This window comes from Rhodobacter capsulatus (assembly GCF_052363175.1).
Classification (GTDB): domain Bacteria; phylum Pseudomonadota; class Alphaproteobacteria; order Rhodobacterales; family Rhodobacteraceae; genus Rhodobacter; species Rhodobacter capsulatus_D.
Genome location: NZ_CP198946.1, coordinates 431839 through 446224, shown reverse-complemented (window position 1 = coordinate 446224; position 14386 = coordinate 431839). Strand labels below are relative to the sequence as shown.

General features: G+C 66.2%; 15 protein-coding genes. 7 read left to right on the top strand and 8 right to left on the bottom strand.

The window, feature by feature from the left end:
* The first annotated feature begins 3 nt into the window (after nt 1-3).
* The 5 genes from ACTTAI_RS02985 to plsY are packed head-to-tail and all read left to right on the top strand — an operon-like array spanning nt 4 to nt 3962.
* Nucleotides 4-969: an aspartate carbamoyltransferase catalytic subunit gene (locus ACTTAI_RS02985; RefSeq protein ID WP_136906771.1), complete on the top strand. Its 966-nt coding sequence runs from the start codon at nt 4-6 to the stop codon at nt 967-969.
* Nucleotides 962-1447, top strand: coding sequence for a hypothetical protein (locus ACTTAI_RS02980; protein WP_444454165.1), 486 nt, complete (start codon nt 962-964; stop codon nt 1445-1447). The genes ACTTAI_RS02985 and ACTTAI_RS02980 overlap by 8 nt, the downstream gene beginning before the upstream one ends.
* Nucleotides 1444-2058, top strand: a complete 615-nt coding sequence (locus ACTTAI_RS02975) for an aspartate carbamoyltransferase catalytic subunit (protein ID WP_444454163.1) — start codon at nt 1444-1446, stop codon at nt 2056-2058. The genes ACTTAI_RS02980 and ACTTAI_RS02975 overlap by 4 nt, the downstream gene beginning before the upstream one ends.
* Entirely contained in the window at nt 2055-3329 is a 1275-nt protein-coding gene (gene pyrC, locus ACTTAI_RS02970; protein ID WP_444454161.1) for a dihydroorotase, read from the top strand. The genes ACTTAI_RS02975 and pyrC overlap by 4 nt, the downstream gene beginning before the upstream one ends.
* Before the next feature lie 18 nt (nt 3330-3347).
* Nucleotides 3348-3962, top strand: coding sequence for a glycerol-3-phosphate 1-O-acyltransferase PlsY (gene plsY / locus ACTTAI_RS02965; protein ID WP_444454159.1), 615 nt, complete (start codon nt 3348-3350; stop codon nt 3960-3962).
* Between the two features lie 12 nt (nt 3963-3974).
* Here plsY and pgsA read toward each other — a convergent pair whose 3' ends face one another.
* The 8 genes from pgsA to ubiA all read right to left on the bottom strand — a co-directional run bounded on the left by pgsA (nt 3975) and on the right by ubiA (nt 13145).
* Nucleotides 3975-4604 carry a CDP-diacylglycerol--glycerol-3-phosphate 3-phosphatidyltransferase gene (gene pgsA, locus ACTTAI_RS02960; protein ID WP_444454157.1) on the bottom strand — a complete coding sequence of 210 codons (630 nt, stop codon included), beginning with the start codon at nt 4602-4604 and terminating at the stop codon, nt 3975-3977.
* A gap of 48 nt (nt 4605-4652) precedes the next feature.
* Nucleotides 4653-5705 carry a lysine-2,3-aminomutase-like protein gene (locus ACTTAI_RS02955; RefSeq protein ID WP_444454155.1) on the bottom strand — a complete coding sequence of 351 codons (1053 nt, stop codon included), beginning with the start codon at nt 5703-5705 and terminating at the stop codon, nt 4653-4655.
* Between the two features lie 32 nt (nt 5706-5737).
* Nucleotides 5738-7633, bottom strand: a complete 1896-nt coding sequence (gene uvrC, locus ACTTAI_RS02950; protein WP_444454154.1) for an excinuclease ABC subunit UvrC — start codon at nt 7631-7633, stop codon at nt 5738-5740.
* Between the two features lie 329 nt (nt 7634-7962).
* On the bottom strand, nt 7963-8439 hold the full coding sequence (locus ACTTAI_RS02945) for a hypothetical protein (RefSeq protein WP_444454152.1): 477 nt from the start codon (nt 8437-8439) through the stop codon (nt 7963-7965).
* 168 nt (nt 8440-8607) lie between these two features.
* The gene (locus ACTTAI_RS02940; RefSeq protein WP_444454150.1) at nt 8608-9435 is read right to left on the bottom strand and encodes a S49 family peptidase; all 828 of its coding nucleotides are present in this window, start codon (nt 9433-9435) and stop codon (nt 8608-8610) included.
* Nucleotides 9436-9491: 56 nt separating this feature from the next.
* On the bottom strand, nt 9492-9821 hold the full coding sequence (locus tag ACTTAI_RS02935) for a hypothetical protein (protein WP_444454149.1): 330 nt from the start codon (nt 9819-9821) through the stop codon (nt 9492-9494).
* 302 nt (nt 9822-10123) lie between these two features.
* Complete coding sequence (locus ACTTAI_RS02930) at nt 10124-12112, bottom strand: OmpA family protein (protein WP_444454147.1); 1989 nt, start codon at nt 12110-12112, stop codon at nt 10124-10126.
* A gap of 61 nt (nt 12113-12173) precedes the next feature.
* Nucleotides 12174-13145 (bottom strand): 4-hydroxybenzoate octaprenyltransferase, encoded by a 972-nt coding sequence (gene ubiA, locus ACTTAI_RS02925; protein WP_444454146.1) that lies wholly within the window; start codon nt 13143-13145, stop codon nt 12174-12176.
* A 12-nt stretch (nt 13146-13157) separates the two neighbouring features.
* On the opposite strand from ubiA, the gene ACTTAI_RS02920 reads away from it, so the two are divergent.
* The gene (locus tag ACTTAI_RS02920) at nt 13158-13883 is read left to right on the top strand and encodes a 16S rRNA (uracil(1498)-N(3))-methyltransferase (RefSeq protein WP_444454144.1); all 726 of its coding nucleotides are present in this window, start codon (nt 13158-13160) and stop codon (nt 13881-13883) included.
* Nucleotides 13880-14380 carry a hypothetical protein gene (locus tag ACTTAI_RS02915; protein ID WP_444454142.1) on the top strand — a complete coding sequence of 167 codons (501 nt, stop codon included), beginning with the start codon at nt 13880-13882 and terminating at the stop codon, nt 14378-14380. Before ACTTAI_RS02920 ends, ACTTAI_RS02915 begins: the two co-directional genes overlap by 4 nt.
* Nucleotides 14381-14386 lie beyond the last annotated feature (6 nt).

The following is a 14386-nucleotide window of genomic DNA, read 5'->3' as shown; positions in this document are numbered from 1 at the left end:
GTCATGGCATTTCGCGCCCGCCATCTTCTGGGGATCGAGCATCTCTCGCCCGAAGACATCCGTTCCGTTCTCGATCTCGCCGACAGCTATGTCGATCTGAACCGCCGCACCGTGAAGCGCACCGATGCGCTGGCGGGGCTCACCCAGATCAACATGTTCTTCGAGAATTCGACGCGGACGCAATCGAGCTTCGAACTGGCCGGAAAGCGGCTTGGCGCCGACGTGATGAACATGTCGATGCAGACTTCGAGCGTGAAGAAGGGCGAGACCCTGATCGACACCGCGCTGACCCTGAACGCGATGCACCCCGATCTGCTCGTCGTGCGGCATCCGTCCTCGGGCGCCGTCGATCTTCTGGCGCAGAAGGTGAATTGCGCGGTGATCAACGCGGGCGACGGGCGGCACGAACACCCGACGCAGGCGCTTCTGGATGCGCTGACGATCCGCCGCGCCAAGGGCCGGATCCAGCGTCTGACGGTGGCGATCTGTGGCGATGTCGCGCACAGCCGCGTGGCGCGCTCGAACCTGCTGCTGCTCGGCAAGATGGAAAACCGGGTGCGTCTGGTCGGGCCGCCGACGCTGATGCCTGCGGGCTTTGGCGACATTGGCGCCGAGATCTGCGACGACATGCGTGAAGGGCTGCGCGACGCCGATGTGGTGATGATGCTGCGGCTGCAAAAGGAGCGGATGGACGGCGGCTTCATCCCGTCCGAGCGCGAATATTTCCACCGCTACGGGCTCGATGCGGAAAAGCTGGCCTATGCGAAACCCGATGCGATCGTGATGCACCCCGGGCCGATGAACCGCGGCGTGGAAATCGACGGCACGATTGCCGATGACATCAACCGCTCGGTCATTCAGGAGCAGGTCGAAATGGGCGTCGCCGTGCGGATGGCGGTGATGGATCTTCTGGCGCAGAACCTGCGCGCCGAACGCGGCCGGGCCGCGCTGGAGGCTGCGAATGTCTGAGATGAAACGCGATTCCGTTCTCAATTACCGCCCCGGCGTCGACAGCGAATTGCCGCTGGAACCGGGTGAAAAGGTCTCGCAGGTGTTCCTGCCCGATCTGCGCCGCTACTGGATGGACCACATGGTTCTGGGCGGGCTCGGCTCGGTCGGGGTCTCGGCCGTGCTGGTCTGGATGGGCCGGTTCGACCAGATCCCGGTGGCGATTCTGGCGATCATGATCGGCATGGCGGCCCGGGCGGCGTGGTTCCGGTCGGAAGCCTTCGCGCGGCGCTGGCAGCTGACCGACCGACGCCTGATCGGACCGCAGGGCAAGCAGGCGATGCTGCTGGAGATCGAGATGGTGCGCGCGCTGATGGGCGATGTGCAGATCCTGACGAAATCGGGTGACAAGCATCTGATCCGGCATCTGGCCGAGGCGGCGCCTGTCGTGACGGCGATCGAGTCGGCCCGGGCGCGACGGGCCCGGGAGGTCCGATGAGACCGCCGCGCGCGACCCCGCGCGGAACCGAAGCGCCCCCCCGCCCGACCGGCCCGCGGGCCCTGACCGAAACCCCGCATGACCCGACCTCGGTCCCCGAGGGCTGGGAGGGGATCATGGTGCCCGGCGAACGGATCTTGTGGCGCGGCCGCCCCATCGCGCGGGTCAAATGGCTGCGCGTCGGGATCATGGCCGCCTTCGGTCTGGCCTTTGCGGGCTTCGCGGTGTTCTGGATGGTGATGGCCGCGCGCTCAGGCGCCTGGTTCTGGGCCTTCGGGCTGATCCATTTCAGCGTCGGCCTTGGCCTTGCCGTGGTCAGCATCCTCGAAGAGCGGATGCGCCTGCAAGACACCTTCTACACGCTGAGCGACCGCGCCGCCTATGTCGCAAGCCGGACGCTGCTGAAGGGACGCAGGCTCGACACCTATCCGATCACCGCCGGGCTCGAACTTGGGCTGCGGGGCGGCGACAAGGCGGGCGACGTGGTGTTCGGCACCCGGTCCAGCTGGACGATCAGCGGCCTGCGCGCCGTGGAAGTGGGCTTTCTCGACATCACCGGCGCGCCCGAGGTGTTCGCGATCCTGAGAAACGCGCGGGAGGCGCTGCGATGACCCTTTTCTTCGAAAACGCCCGGTTGATCGACCCCGAAGCGGGCACCGAGACACTGGGCAATCTGGTGGTCGATGGCGGCATCATCGCGGCCATCGGACAGATGCAGGCGCCCGCCGACGCGCAGGTGATCGACTGCGCGGGCAAATGCCTTGCGCCGGGGATTGTCGATATCGGCGTGAAGATCGGCGAACCCGGGGAACGGCACAAGGAAAGCTTCCGCACCGCGGGGCTGGCCGCCGCGCGCGGCGGCGTGACGACGATCGTCGCCCGTCCCGACACGAGCCCCGCCATCGACACGCCCGAGACGCTCGAATTCGTCACCCGCCGCGCGTTGGAAGCCCCGGTCCGCATCCGCCACATGGCGGCGCTGACCAAGGGCCGCGAGGGCCGCGAGATGACCGAGATCGGCTTTCTGATGGATGCGGGCGCCATCGCCTTCACCGACACCGATCACGTCTGCGCCGATACCAAGGTCCTGTCGCGCGCCTTCACCTATGCCCGCGCGCTTGGCGCCTTGGTGCTGTGCCATCCGCAAGAGCCGGGCCTGTCGAAAGGCGCCGCCGCGACCTCGGGCAAGTTCGCGTCCTTGCGCGGTCTGCCCGCCGTCAGCCCGGCGGCCGAACGCATGGGGCTCGACCGCGATCTCGCTTTGGTCGAGATGACCGGGGTGCGCTATCACGCCGATCAGATCACCACCGCCCGCGCCCTGCCCGCGCTCGCACGCGCCAAGGCGGCCGGGCTGCCGGTGACGGCGGGGGTCTCGGTGCATCACCTGACGCTGAACGAATTCGACGTCGGCAATTACCGCACCTTCTTCAAGCTGACGCCGCCGCTTCGGTCGGAAGACGACCGTCAGGCGATGGTGCAGGCGCTGGCCGAGGGCGTGATCGACATCCTTTGCTCGATGCACACGCCCGCCGACGAGGAATCAAAACGCCTGCCCTTCGAGGAAGCGGCGGCGGGCGCGGTGGGGCTTGAAACCCTGCTGCCCGCAGCGCTGCGGCTTTATCACGCAGGAAACCTTGACCTGCCGGGGCTCTTTGCGGCGCTCTCGCTCAACCCGGCGCGGCTGATGGGGCTGCCGCAAGGCCGTCTTTCCGAGGGAAGCCCGGCCGATCTCGTGCTTTTCGACCCGGACGCACCTTTTGTGCTGGATCGTTTCAAACTGGCGTCGAAATCGAAGAACACCCCGTTTGACGGCGCGAAGATGACGGGCAAGGTGCTTGCCACTTTCGTCGGCGGGGTGCAGGTTCACGGTCAGGCAGAATAAGAACGGACGGGGGCAAGGATGGCGGATCTGCATGCGGGAGCAATGCTGCTTCTGGCGGTGGCGGGGCTTGGCTACCTGCTGGGCTCGGTGCCTTTCGGCGTCGTGATCACCAAGGCGTTTGGTCTGGGCGATCTGCGCAAGATCGGCTCGGGCAATATCGGCGCGACGAATGTGCTGCGCACCGGCAACAAGGCGGCAGCGGCGGCGACGCTGATCCTTGATGGCGCCAAGGGCGCCGTGGCGGTTCTGATCGCCCGCGCGCTGCTTGACGGCAACGACACCGCGGCCGTGGTCGCGGGGGGGGCGGCCTTCATCGGGCACCTTTACCCGGTCTGGCTGAAGTTCAAGGGCGGCAAGGGGGTTGCGACTTTCCTTGGCACGCTGATCGCGCTGCATTGGGCGCTGGGTCTTGCGGCCTGCGCGACCTGGCTTGTCGCGGCGGCGGTCGGGCGGATTTCTTCGCTGTCAGCGCTGGTCGCGGCGGCGGGGGCGGTTCCGCTGGCCTTCGTGCTTGGCGATCAGGCCTACATGCCGGTCACTGCGCTGATGGCGGTGCTGATTTTCGTGCGTCACCGCGCCAATATCGAGCGGATCCTCGCAGGCACCGAACCGAAGATCGGCAAGAAGGCGTAAGCGCCTTCTTGATCACCCTTCGTGGTGATCGCGCAGGAACGGCATCGCCTTGCGGAAATAATCCCAGCCGGTGATCGCGGTCAGGATCGCGGCCACCCAGATCAGCGCCAGACCGACATGGTTGGCCAGATCGGCAAGGCTGACGAAATTGGGCAGGTTGCCCTCGCCCGCGCGGGGCGCCCGCCCCTTTTCCAGATAATCCAGCCCGGTGCCGAGGAAAAGGATCGCAATGGCGACCATCTGCGCCGTGGTCTTCCACTTCGCCAGCTTCGTGACCTTGAGCTTGCCCGCATCGGCGCCGATGAATTCGCGCAGGCCGGAAACGAAGACCTCGCGGAACAGGATCACCGTCGCGGGCAGGATCAGCCAGGGGTTCATGCCGGAATAGCCGGTGATGACGACGAGCGCGATCACCACCATCGCCTTGTCGGCAATCGGGTCCAGCATCGCGCCGAACTTGCTTTCCTGCTTCCAGGCCCGCGCCAGATAGCCGTCGAACCAATCGGTGATCGCGGCGCCGATGAACAGCGTCAGCGCGAACCAGTCGGCCCAGGGGCGCCGGAAATAGAGGAACATCACCGCGACGCCGGGGGCGGCGACAAGGCGCAAAACGGTCAACGTATTGGGCAGGGTCCATTTCATGGCAGCACCCTAGACCCGGGCGTGCTCAAGGAAAAGGGGGTGCGACACTCAGCTTGCGGGGTCGGCGTAATCGTGAAGGCCGCCCTGCCAATCGGTGACCCGCCAGGTTCCGGGCTGCGTGCCGGGGCTGAAATGGTCGGCGGTGATCGGCACCTTGCCGAAGCCGCCCGGAATATCGAGCACATAGGTCGGGATCGCCGCCCCGCTCAGATGCCCGCGCAACCCGGCCATCAGCGCCCGCCCCGCCGCGATGGTGGTGCGGAAGTGCGACGTGCCGGGGGCAAGGTCGCAATGGTGCAGGTAATAGGGCTTCACCCGGCAGTCCTGCAGCGCGCGGAAAAGATCGACCAGCGCCTGATGGCTGTCGTTCACGCCTTTGAGCAGCACCGATTGCGAGAGAAGCGGCACGCCCGCCTCAACCAGCCGCGAGATAGCGGCCTGGGCGGGGGCGGTCAGTTCCTGCGCGTGGTTCGTATGCACCACCACCCAGACCGCGGGGCGCTGGCGGCGCAGCAAATCGAGAAGCGCGGGCGTGATCCGCTCGGGCGCCACCACTGGCACGCGGGAGTGAAAGCGGAGCGTGGTGATATGGGGAATCGCCGAGAGTCGGGTCAGCACGTCTTCCAGCCGTCGGACCGAGAGCGTCAGCGGATCGCCCCCGGTCAGGATGATCTCGCGCAAGCCGCGGGTCGCGGCGATGTAGGCGAGGGCCTGCGCCAGATCGGCCTCGGGCAGCGGGCCGGTCTCGCCCACGGTCTCGCGGCGGAAGCAGAAGCGGCAGTAGACATCGCAGGTCTTGGTGATGTGCAAAATCGCCCGGTCGGGGTAGCGATGCGTCAGGCCGGGCGCGGGCGAATGCACCGCATCGCCGATCGGATCGGCGCGCTCCTCGGGCCGGGTGATCAGTTCTGCCGCGGCGGGCACGAATTGCGCCGCCACCGGGCCTTGCGGCGCGGTGATCGCCGCGCGCATGGCGGGCGTCACGCGGATGCGGAAGTGCCTCGCCACCTGCGCCAGCGCGGGCATGTCTGCGGGCGCGATCAGACCTTCGGCCAGAAGGTCTTCGGGGCTGGTCAGGGCGGTTTTCACGGGCGCGGTCATGGGCGGGGCGCTACGACGGGGCCGCCCGTCCGTCAACCCCGATCGTTGAAGAAGTTCCAGATCGTCTCGGCGGTGGCGGCCGAAATCCCAGGAACTTCCATCAGATCATTTTGCCCCGCACGGCTCACCGCCTTGGCCGAGCCGAAATGCGCGAGCAACGCCCGTTTCCGCGTCGCGCCGATACCGGGGATTTCATCGAGCGGGTTCGCCATCGTCGCCTTGGCCCGCTTCGCCCGGTGCGCCCCGATGGCCCAGCGGTGGGCCTCGTCGCGCAGGCGCTGGATGTAGTAAAGCACCGGGTCCTGCCGCGGCAGCGCCATCGGGCGATGCCCGATGCGGTGGAATTCCTCCTTGCCCAGATCGCGGTCGATGCCCTTGGCCACGCCCACCATCGCGATGTCCTGCACGCCAAGCGCGACCATGATCTCATGCACCGCCGAGACCTGCCCCGCGCCGCCGTCGATCAGCAGAAGATCGGGCCAGAGGTCGGTCTTGCGTTCGGGGTCTTCCCGCAAGAGCCGCTCGAACCGCCGGGTCAGAACCTCCTTCATCATGCCGAAGTCATCGCCGGGCGTCAGATCTTCGCCCTTGATGTTGAACTTGCGATAAGACGATTTCATCAGCCCGTCCGGCCCGGCAACGATCATGCCGCCGACCGCATGGGCGCCCTGAATATGCGAGTTGTCGTAGACCTCGATCCGCTCGGGCGGCTTGGGCAAGCCAAACGCCTGCGCCACGCCCTGCAGCAATTTCGCCTGCGCCGCCGATTCCGACATCTTGCGACCCAGGCTCTCGCGGGCGTTGCGCAGCGCGTTTTCCACAAGCTCGGCTTTCTCGCCGCGCTTCGGCACCGCCAATTCCACCTTGCGCCCGGCGCGGGTCGAGAGCAGGTCGACCATCAGATCGGCATCCTCGATCTCGTGGCTGAGCAGGATCGTCTTCGGCGGTTCCTTGGCATCGTAGAACTGCGCCAGAAAGGCCTCCAGCACCTCGGCCTCTTCGGCCCCTGCCCCGGTGCGCGGATAGAAGTCGTGGTTGCCCCAGCTTTGATGCGCGCGGATGAAGAAGACCTGCACGCAGGCCTGCCCACCTTCCAGATGCACCGCCACCACATCGGCCTCGGCCACCGAGCGCGGGTTGATGCCCTGACTTTGTTGCACCGTCGTCAAGGCGCCGATCCGGTCGCGCAGTGCCGCCGCGCGTTCATATTCCATCGCCTCCGAGGCCGCGCTCATCTCGGCCGCCAGATCCTGCTGGATGCTCGACGATTTCCCTTCCAGAAAGCGCTGCGCATCGGCGACGGTGCGGCGGTAGTCCTCTTCGCCGATCTTGCCCACGCAGGGACCGGAGCAGCGCTTGATCTGATATTGCAGGCAGGCCCGCGTGCGGCTTGAAAACATCGCATCCGAGCAGTTGCGCAGCTGGAACGCCCGTTCCAGATGGTTGAGCGTCCGGTTCACCGCCGAGGCGCTGGCAAACGGCCCGAAATAGGCCCCCTTCACGTTCCGCGCGCCCCGGTGTTTGCGGATCATCGGAAACGGGTGATCCTCGGCGATCAGGATGTAGGGGAAGCTCTTGTCGTCGCGCAAAAGCACGTTGTAGCGCGGCTTCAGCTGCTTGATCAGGTTTTGCTCCAAGAGCAGCGCCTCGGTCTCGGTGCGCGTGGTCAGGAACATCATGTGCGTGGTCTCGTGGATCATCCGCGCGATCCGCCCCGAGTGGCCCGTGGTGCGCGCATAGTTCGAGACACGCGCCTTCAGGTTGCGCGCCTTGCCGACGTAAAGCACCTCCTGCGCGGCATTGAGCATGCGATACACGCCCGGAGACCCGTCAAGACGGCTGACGTAATCTGCGATCAGCTCATGCCCCCGCAACCGGGGGTGTTGCTGCGATGCGGCGTCAGCGGAAATCTCGATTTCGTCGGTCATTTTGCCCCCTGATTCTCTGTATGGGTTGTAACCATGCTTTGCCGAATTCAAGTGGAAAGCTTTCCACCGTTTCTGTGGATAAGTTTGTTGGAAAGATTTGCCGATCTGCAGATTTCCCTTGAATCCGGCCCCTTTCACAGGGTTGCCCAAAAAACAGGCAACATTTCAAGCAATTGATTGTAAACAAAAAATATTTTCACTCAAAGCAAGTGACTGAAAGGATTGAGAGAATTGTAACCCTTTATTTACAAATCCGCGACGGGTGGACAACTTGCCGCCGAGTTGCGCCTCGAAACCCTTGATCAGCCGGTTGAAAGGTTACCAAACCGTTAAACCGAATGGTTAATGTTAACTGTTTGGCCCGTCACGGAAGGCACCTGCAAGAGAAATCTCATCGCCTCCGCAAGCGCCTGCGGCAGCGGTTTCGGGCCCGGATGCGGCTGTGCGGCAAGCCAGGCAGCCTGCCACGGCGCAGGACGCGGGCGAGTCGCGCCAAGGTGGATCGCATTGACCCGCAGGCACGGCGCATGGCTCCGCGCGGCCTGCTGCAAGACCCCATTCAGCACCGCGGCGGTGCCCTCGGGCATCAGCCAGATCACCTGACCGCTCGCGATCGTATCCGCCCCTGCCCGCTCCGGCGCGGGACGCTGCGCTGCAAAATCGGCGATCTGTGCCAGCGCGCGGGCCGGATCCGCGCTGCCGATCAGAAGCAGCGCGACCTCGCTCGGCGCGAGGTCGCACATCGCCAGCGCCTCTGCCAAGGCGGACGCCAGAGCGACGGGGATATCGGTCCGCACGACCTGCATCGTCACACCTTTTCGCAAGGGCAACGCCCCGGCCCGACTTGTGGCCGCCCACAGCGTGGACAGGCGCGCCGCATCAGCCGGGGCTTGCGCGCCGGAAAGCGAAGCCGCCCGAAAAAGGCGAGGGCCACCATGACGAGCAGGAACAGGGTCATTACCTTGATCATGATCTCAGAGCCCGAACCGCGCCCACATCGCCCGCTCTTCGGCGGCATCGAGCACCGAGACCGCGGCCTCGGCGGCCATGCTGGCCCCGAACCGCCGCAGCCACGAGCGGCGCTGACCATAGGGAACCAGCTTCACCTTCTCGCCGTAAAGCGCACGCAGTTTCGGCACCGGATGCGCCAGCCCGTCGATCAGCCCGGTCTCCAGCGCCTGCGACCCGGTCCAGATCTCGCCCGTGAAGAGATCGGCGCCCGCGGCCAGCTTCGCGCCGCGCCGCTCGGTCACCCAGGCCTTGAACGACCGGTGCATGTCTTCGAGAAGACGGGAGAGCCGCGCCACATCCTCGGGCTTTTCCGGCCGGAACGGGTCGAGAAAGCTTTTCGAGCCGCCTGCGGTGTGCACGCGCCGCTCGACCCCGTAGCGGCTGATCAGATCGGAAAAGCCGAAGCCCGCCGAGATCACCCCGATCGAGCCGACGACCGAGGTCGCATCGGCCCAGATGTCATCGGCGGCGCAGGCCAGCCAATAGCCGCCCGAGGCCGCCACATCCTCGACAAAGGCGTGGACAGGCAGGCCGGTTTCCTCGGCCAGCGCCCGAATGCGCGCGGCAATCAGCGAAGATTGCACCGGCGAGCCACCCGGAGAATTGACGATCAGCGCGACGGCCGCAGGTTTACCGCGACGGAAGGCCCGCTCCAGCGTTTCGGCCAGAGCCGCATCCGACAGGCCCTGCGCGCCGGGTCGGCTGAGGCCGATGGCCCCTTGCAGCCGAACGACCGAGACGCGGGGCGGACGGCGGAAGAGTCGGGCGGGAAGGAGTCGCGTGATGTCCATGCCCCCGATGTAGGCGCCTCGCACGCGGCAAGCAAGCGGGCGGCGACGAAACCGCCTTAGTCTTCGGCCTGAATCCGCTCGATATAGGCGCGCAGCTCCTCGGCCTCGTGGCGGGCATCGCGCAGGCCATCCATCGCGGCGCGCAATTCCGCCTCGGTCTGGTTGATCTGGTTGACCAGCTCGGCCTCGCGCGTTTCGACATAGGCGATGGCCTGATCACGGACCTCTTCAGCCTCGTGCAGCGCCTGCGCCATCTGCTCAAGCTCCCCCATGTCCGCCGCGGTGACCCGGGTCAGACGGTGGATCAGCCAAGAAGCGAACCAGCCCAGACAGAAGGCCAGGAACAGGATGATCGCCGTGGCGATGACGAATTCGGTTCTGTTCATCTGCGGCTTTCCTCAGTTGTTCAGCCCGCCGAGCTTTTTCGGCCGCGGCTTCGGATGGCCGGGCGATTGCGCGGCGGGGTTGACCGGAATGGCGGGGGGCAGCTTCGGCCGCAGACGGGGCGGCCTCTGGCTGTGCCGTATCCGTTGCCTCAGCAACGGGCGCCGCCGTGTCGGCTGCGGTATCGGTTGCGGCTGGAGCCCCGGATTCCGCAGCCGGGGTTTCGACGGCAGGGGCATCGGTTGCAGGGGGAGTGTCCGGGGCCCCGGCATCGGTTGCAGGCGTGTCATCGGTCTCGGGCGACTCAGGCATCGGCTCGCCATGCGCATCTTCCATCGGCGCAGCCCCCTTCGACGGCGCTTTCATCCAGCACCATATCGGGCATTGCTTCGATCGGCGCGACGGGCGCGGGCTTCGGGGCGGCGGGTTGTGCGGGCGGGGATGGCGGCGTCACCGGCAGATCGACCTGCCCTTCGCCGCCGACGGGCTTGGCATCGAGCAGCACGAATTCGATCCGTCGATTCGCCTCGCGCCCCTTGTCGGTGTCGTTGTCGGCAATCGGCTGGGTCTCGCCATAGCCCTTTGGCGTCAGGTTCCGCGTCTGCACCCCGCGCCCACCAAGCGCGGCAATCACCGCCTCGGCGCGGGCCTGACTGAGCTTGCGGTTGCCCTCTTCGCTGCCCTGGCTGTCAGTATGCCCCGACACTTCCATGCGATAGTCCTGACACTGCGCCATCGCCTTGGCGAGGGCATCCAGCTGATCCAGATCCTCGGCCTTGATTCGCGCGGCACTCGGTTCAAAGCTCAGCTTTTGCTTGGCCAGAACTCCGTTCAGCCGCGCCACGCATTCATTGCCGTCAGGCAGCGACAGCGTCGCATCCAGCCGCCGGTCATATTTCACCGAAAGCGCGATCGGCGCCGCCTCGCCCAGACGGCGCGCAAAAAGCCCCGCCGCTTTATCCGAGGCCTGCCGGTCGCCGGTCACCCCCGACAGCCGGATCACATCGGGCGTCACCGTCACCGTGCCGTCGTGCATCAGCCTCAGCGCCTCGAGCGCGGTCAGCGTGCGCAACGGCCAGCCCTCCGGCAAGCCGGTATCGACGCGCGTCGCCGCATAGACCGACTTCGCCCCGAATTGCGCATGGGCAAAGCTTTCAAGCGCCTCGCGCGAGCGATCCGAGGGTACGCGGCCGCGCAGTTCCACCTGCCCGTCCTCGCGCAAGAGCGCCGAGAATTCCGGCACAGCATCCTTGGCCTCGGCCTTCTTCGCCAGCTCGGCCTTCAGCGAGAAGACCTCGGGCAGGTTCGATTCAAGATCGCCCACCACCCGGTCATAGATAACGGGATCGGTGGTATCGGCCGCCACCAGTGCGATATCGGCATCCGAGAAGGTCAGCGTGCCACCGCCCAGCTGCCCCAGCGCGGCAATCCCCATTTCCACCGCATCGACCCATTGCGGCGAGGGCACGCCCATGCCGACGGTGCAATCCAGATCGCCCTTTGCGCCCACCTTGCGCGCCGCCGCCATGATCCGCCCCGAAGCCCGCTCGGTATCGGCCGAGCAGGCGTCGAAGCGCGGCCCGTCGGCGTCGATCAGGAAGCGCAGCGTGAAGGGGGTGATCACCGGGCGGGGCGCGGAAATCTTCGCATCAAGCTTGATCTCGGTCGGGCGACGGCGGTTGAGGAGGGTCTCGGCATCAGCCTTTTCCTCGGGGCTGTCGGTGATCGCCTCGACGCCCACCTTGCCGGGCAGGATCGAGACCTTCGCCCGCGGCAGCTCCGAGAGCGCTGTGATCCCGAAATCGAGCGCGGATTTCCAGCCGCCCGGCACCGGGTAATCGGCGCTTTCGAGCATGTCGGTGACGGTGCCATCGCCTGCCAACTGCGTCAGCCGGTTCATCAGCGCCTTGCGGTCGGTGCCCGCGGGCACGAGACCGATCAGCGAGATGCCCTCGTCATTGCGCAGCATCTGCAGCGAGAAATCCGGCGGCGCGATCGCCTTTTCCACCTCGGCATCGGTGTTGTCGACGATGCGCGAGCTGTCGACCACGGTCGAGACCAGGGTCACGGCACGGAAGCGCTCGGCCTCAGACGGGGCGGTGCCCAGCAGGATCACCTGCAGCCCATCGGTTTCGACCTGCACCCAGGAATGGCTGGCGGCTTCCAGCGCCAGCTTCACCGCCTTGCGCGAGCGCTGCTCGATGATCGTGGCAGAGCCGCCCGCGATGAACGCCGAAAGCACGAGGGCGCCGACGAAAGCCGTCGTCGTCAGGACTGTGATGCGGCCACGCATGGGAGTTTGCTTCCTCGACTTGGGTCCGAACCGTCTTAAGGGGCGCCCCCTTGGCGATCAATCAAAGGATTGCGGCGCAGGCAAGAAACAGCGCAGCGAAAAGCCCGGTATCGCGGCTCTTGCGAAAGAGCCACAGGCAGGTGTCGGCATCATCGATATCGAGCCGGCGCATCTGCCAGAGCATGTGCCAGCCCATCGCCCAAGGCGCGCACAGGCCCAGCGCCAGCACCAGCGGATTGTCCAGCGGCAAGAGCGCCAGCAGCACCGCCGCCGTCATCAGCACCACGGTCAGGATCAGGAACAGCGTCAGCCAGCGCTGCGTGTTCGCACCAAAGAGCCGCGCCGTCGATTTTACCCCGATCAGCGCGTCATCTTCCTTGTCCTGATGCGCGTAGATCGTGTCGTAAAACAGCGTCCAGATGATCCCCGCTACGTAAAGCGCGATCGGCGCCAGCCCAAGGCTGCCCTTGTGCGCGACCCAACCGAGGAGCGCGCCCCAGTTGAAGGCGACGCCTAGGAAGGCCTGCGGCCACCAGGTGAAGCGCTTGGCAAAGGGATAGACGGCGACCGGCACGAGCGCCAGCACGCCCATGCCGATGGCGGCCCAGTTGAAGGTAAAGAGGATCAGTGCCGCGATGGCGGTCTGCGCCACCATCCACCCCACCGCCTGTTTCACGCTCACCTGCCCCGAGGGAATCGGACGCGAGCGCGTCCGCGCCACCTGCCCGTCGAAATCGCGGTCGGTGATATCGTTCCAGGTGCAGCCCGCGCCGCGCATCAGAAAGGCGCCAATCGCACAGCCCAGTGCCAACCACAGATCAAACGCGCGCAGGCTGTCGGTCGCGGCGGCCAGCGCAATCGACCACCAGCACGGAAGCAGCAACAACCAAGTTCCGATCGGCCGATCCGCCCGGGAAAGCCGCAGATAGGGGCGGCTGAACGCGGGGGCGGTATGGTCCACCCAGTTGCCGCGATAGGCGTCCGCCACCTGTCCTGTCACCTGAGCCTCTGGCATTTCGGTTTTGCCGGTCATAAGTTTCGCCTCATGGAACGCGCCAAGATACGACTCTGTGTTACTCACCCGCTCGGGCCGGGGCAAGCCGTGCCCCTGACCGCCGATCAGGCGAATTATCTCTTTGCGGTGATGCGGCTTGGCCCGGGAGACCGGGTTGCGCTCTTCAACGGGCAGGACGGCGAATGGACCGCCGAGGTGGTCGAGGGCTCGAAACGCGGCGGCGTGCTGCGCTGTCTCGGCCTTGCCGCGCCGCAGTTGAACCCGCCGGATCTTTGGCTGCTCTTTGCCCCGATCAAGAAGGAACGCACCGATTTCATCGTCGAAAAGGCGGCGGAACTGGGCTGTGCCAGAATCCTGCCGGTGCAGACCGAGTTCACAAATGCCGCGCGGATCAAGCAGGACCGCTTGCAGGCGCATGCCTTGGAAGCGGCCGAGCAATGTCTGGGCACTTATGTCCCCGAAGTCAGTGACTTGCAGCCTTTGCAGAAAGTTCTGAAAGACTGGAACCCGGAGCGACGCATTCTCTGGGGTGACGAATCGCTCGTCGGCCCGGCGCAGACCTTGGCTGGCCTCACCCCCGGCCCCTGGGCGGTTCTCGTCGGCCCCGAGGGCGGCTTTTCCGAAACCGAGCGGCGGCAGCTGCGGGCGCTCCCCTTTGTCACGCCGGTGTCGCTCGGGCCGCGCATCCTGCGCGCCGACACGGCCGCCTGTGCGGCGATCACGCTTTGGCAATCCGCCTTGGGGGACTGGAAGTGATCCGACCCGAGCTGCGCGCGCATCTGATCCGGCAGCGCGAAGCTTATGTCGCAGGGCTTTTGCTCGCCGCCTCGCTCTGGATCGCGACGCGCGGCGGCTGGTTTCTGGCGGCGGTCGGCCTTTGCCTTGCCGCGCTGACAGCGGGTTGGGTGGTGCTGGCCCTGCGACGCGCCCGCTTTTCGCGTCCGGTCTCCGATCCGGGCGTGGTCGATCTCGATGAAGGCCGGATCGGCTATTACGGCACCGGCGGGCTGGTTCTGGGCGGCTACATGGCGCTCGACGATCTGAGCGAGATTCGCCTGCTGATCCTGAAAGACAGCCAGTTCTGGCGGCTGAAAAGCCGCGACGGGCAGGCGCTTCTGGTGCCCGTGGCAGCGGTCGGCTCGGAAAAGCTTTTCGATGCCTTCGCCGGGCTGCCCGGCATCGACATGGGGGCGATGACCGCCGCCCTTGATACGCGCATCACCGCACAAAGCCTGTGGCGCCGCCCCGCCTGAGGCGGC

Coding starts and splice junctions, on each gene's coding strand:
- ACTTAI_RS02985 (WP_136906771.1), top strand. CDS start 4: ATGGCATTTCGCGCCCGCCATCTTCTGGGGATCGAGCATCTCTCGCCC.
- ACTTAI_RS02980 (WP_444454165.1), top strand. CDS start 962: ATGTCTGAGATGAAACGCGATTCCGTTCTCAATTACCGCCCCGGCGTC.
- ACTTAI_RS02975 (WP_444454163.1), top strand. CDS start 1,444: ATGAGACCGCCGCGCGCGACCCCGCGCGGAACCGAAGCGCCCCCCCGC.
- pyrC (WP_444454161.1), top strand. CDS start 2,055: ATGACCCTTTTCTTCGAAAACGCCCGGTTGATCGACCCCGAAGCGGGC.
- plsY (WP_444454159.1), top strand. CDS start 3,348: ATGGCGGATCTGCATGCGGGAGCAATGCTGCTTCTGGCGGTGGCGGGG.
- pgsA (WP_444454157.1), bottom strand. CDS start 4,604: ATGAAATGGACCCTGCCCAATACGTTGACCGTTTTGCGCCTTGTCGCC.
- ACTTAI_RS02955 (WP_444454155.1), bottom strand. CDS start 5,705: ATGACCGCGCCCGTGAAAACCGCCCTGACCAGCCCCGAAGACCTTCTG.
- uvrC (WP_444454154.1), bottom strand. CDS start 7,633: ATGACCGACGAAATCGAGATTTCCGCTGACGCCGCATCGCAGCAACAC.
- ACTTAI_RS02945 (WP_444454152.1), bottom strand. CDS start 8,439: ATGCAGGTCGTGCGGACCGATATCCCCGTCGCTCTGGCGTCCGCCTTG.
- ACTTAI_RS02940 (WP_444454150.1), bottom strand. CDS start 9,435: ATGGACATCACGCGACTCCTTCCCGCCCGACTCTTCCGCCGTCCGCCC.
- ACTTAI_RS02935 (WP_444454149.1), bottom strand. CDS start 9,821: ATGAACAGAACCGAATTCGTCATCGCCACGGCGATCATCCTGTTCCTG.
- ACTTAI_RS02930 (WP_444454147.1), bottom strand. CDS start 12,112: ATGCGTGGCCGCATCACAGTCCTGACGACGACGGCTTTCGTCGGCGCC.
- ubiA (WP_444454146.1), bottom strand. CDS start 13,145: ATGACCGGCAAAACCGAAATGCCAGAGGCTCAGGTGACAGGACAGGTG.
- ACTTAI_RS02920 (WP_444454144.1), top strand. CDS start 13,158: ATGGAACGCGCCAAGATACGACTCTGTGTTACTCACCCGCTCGGGCCG.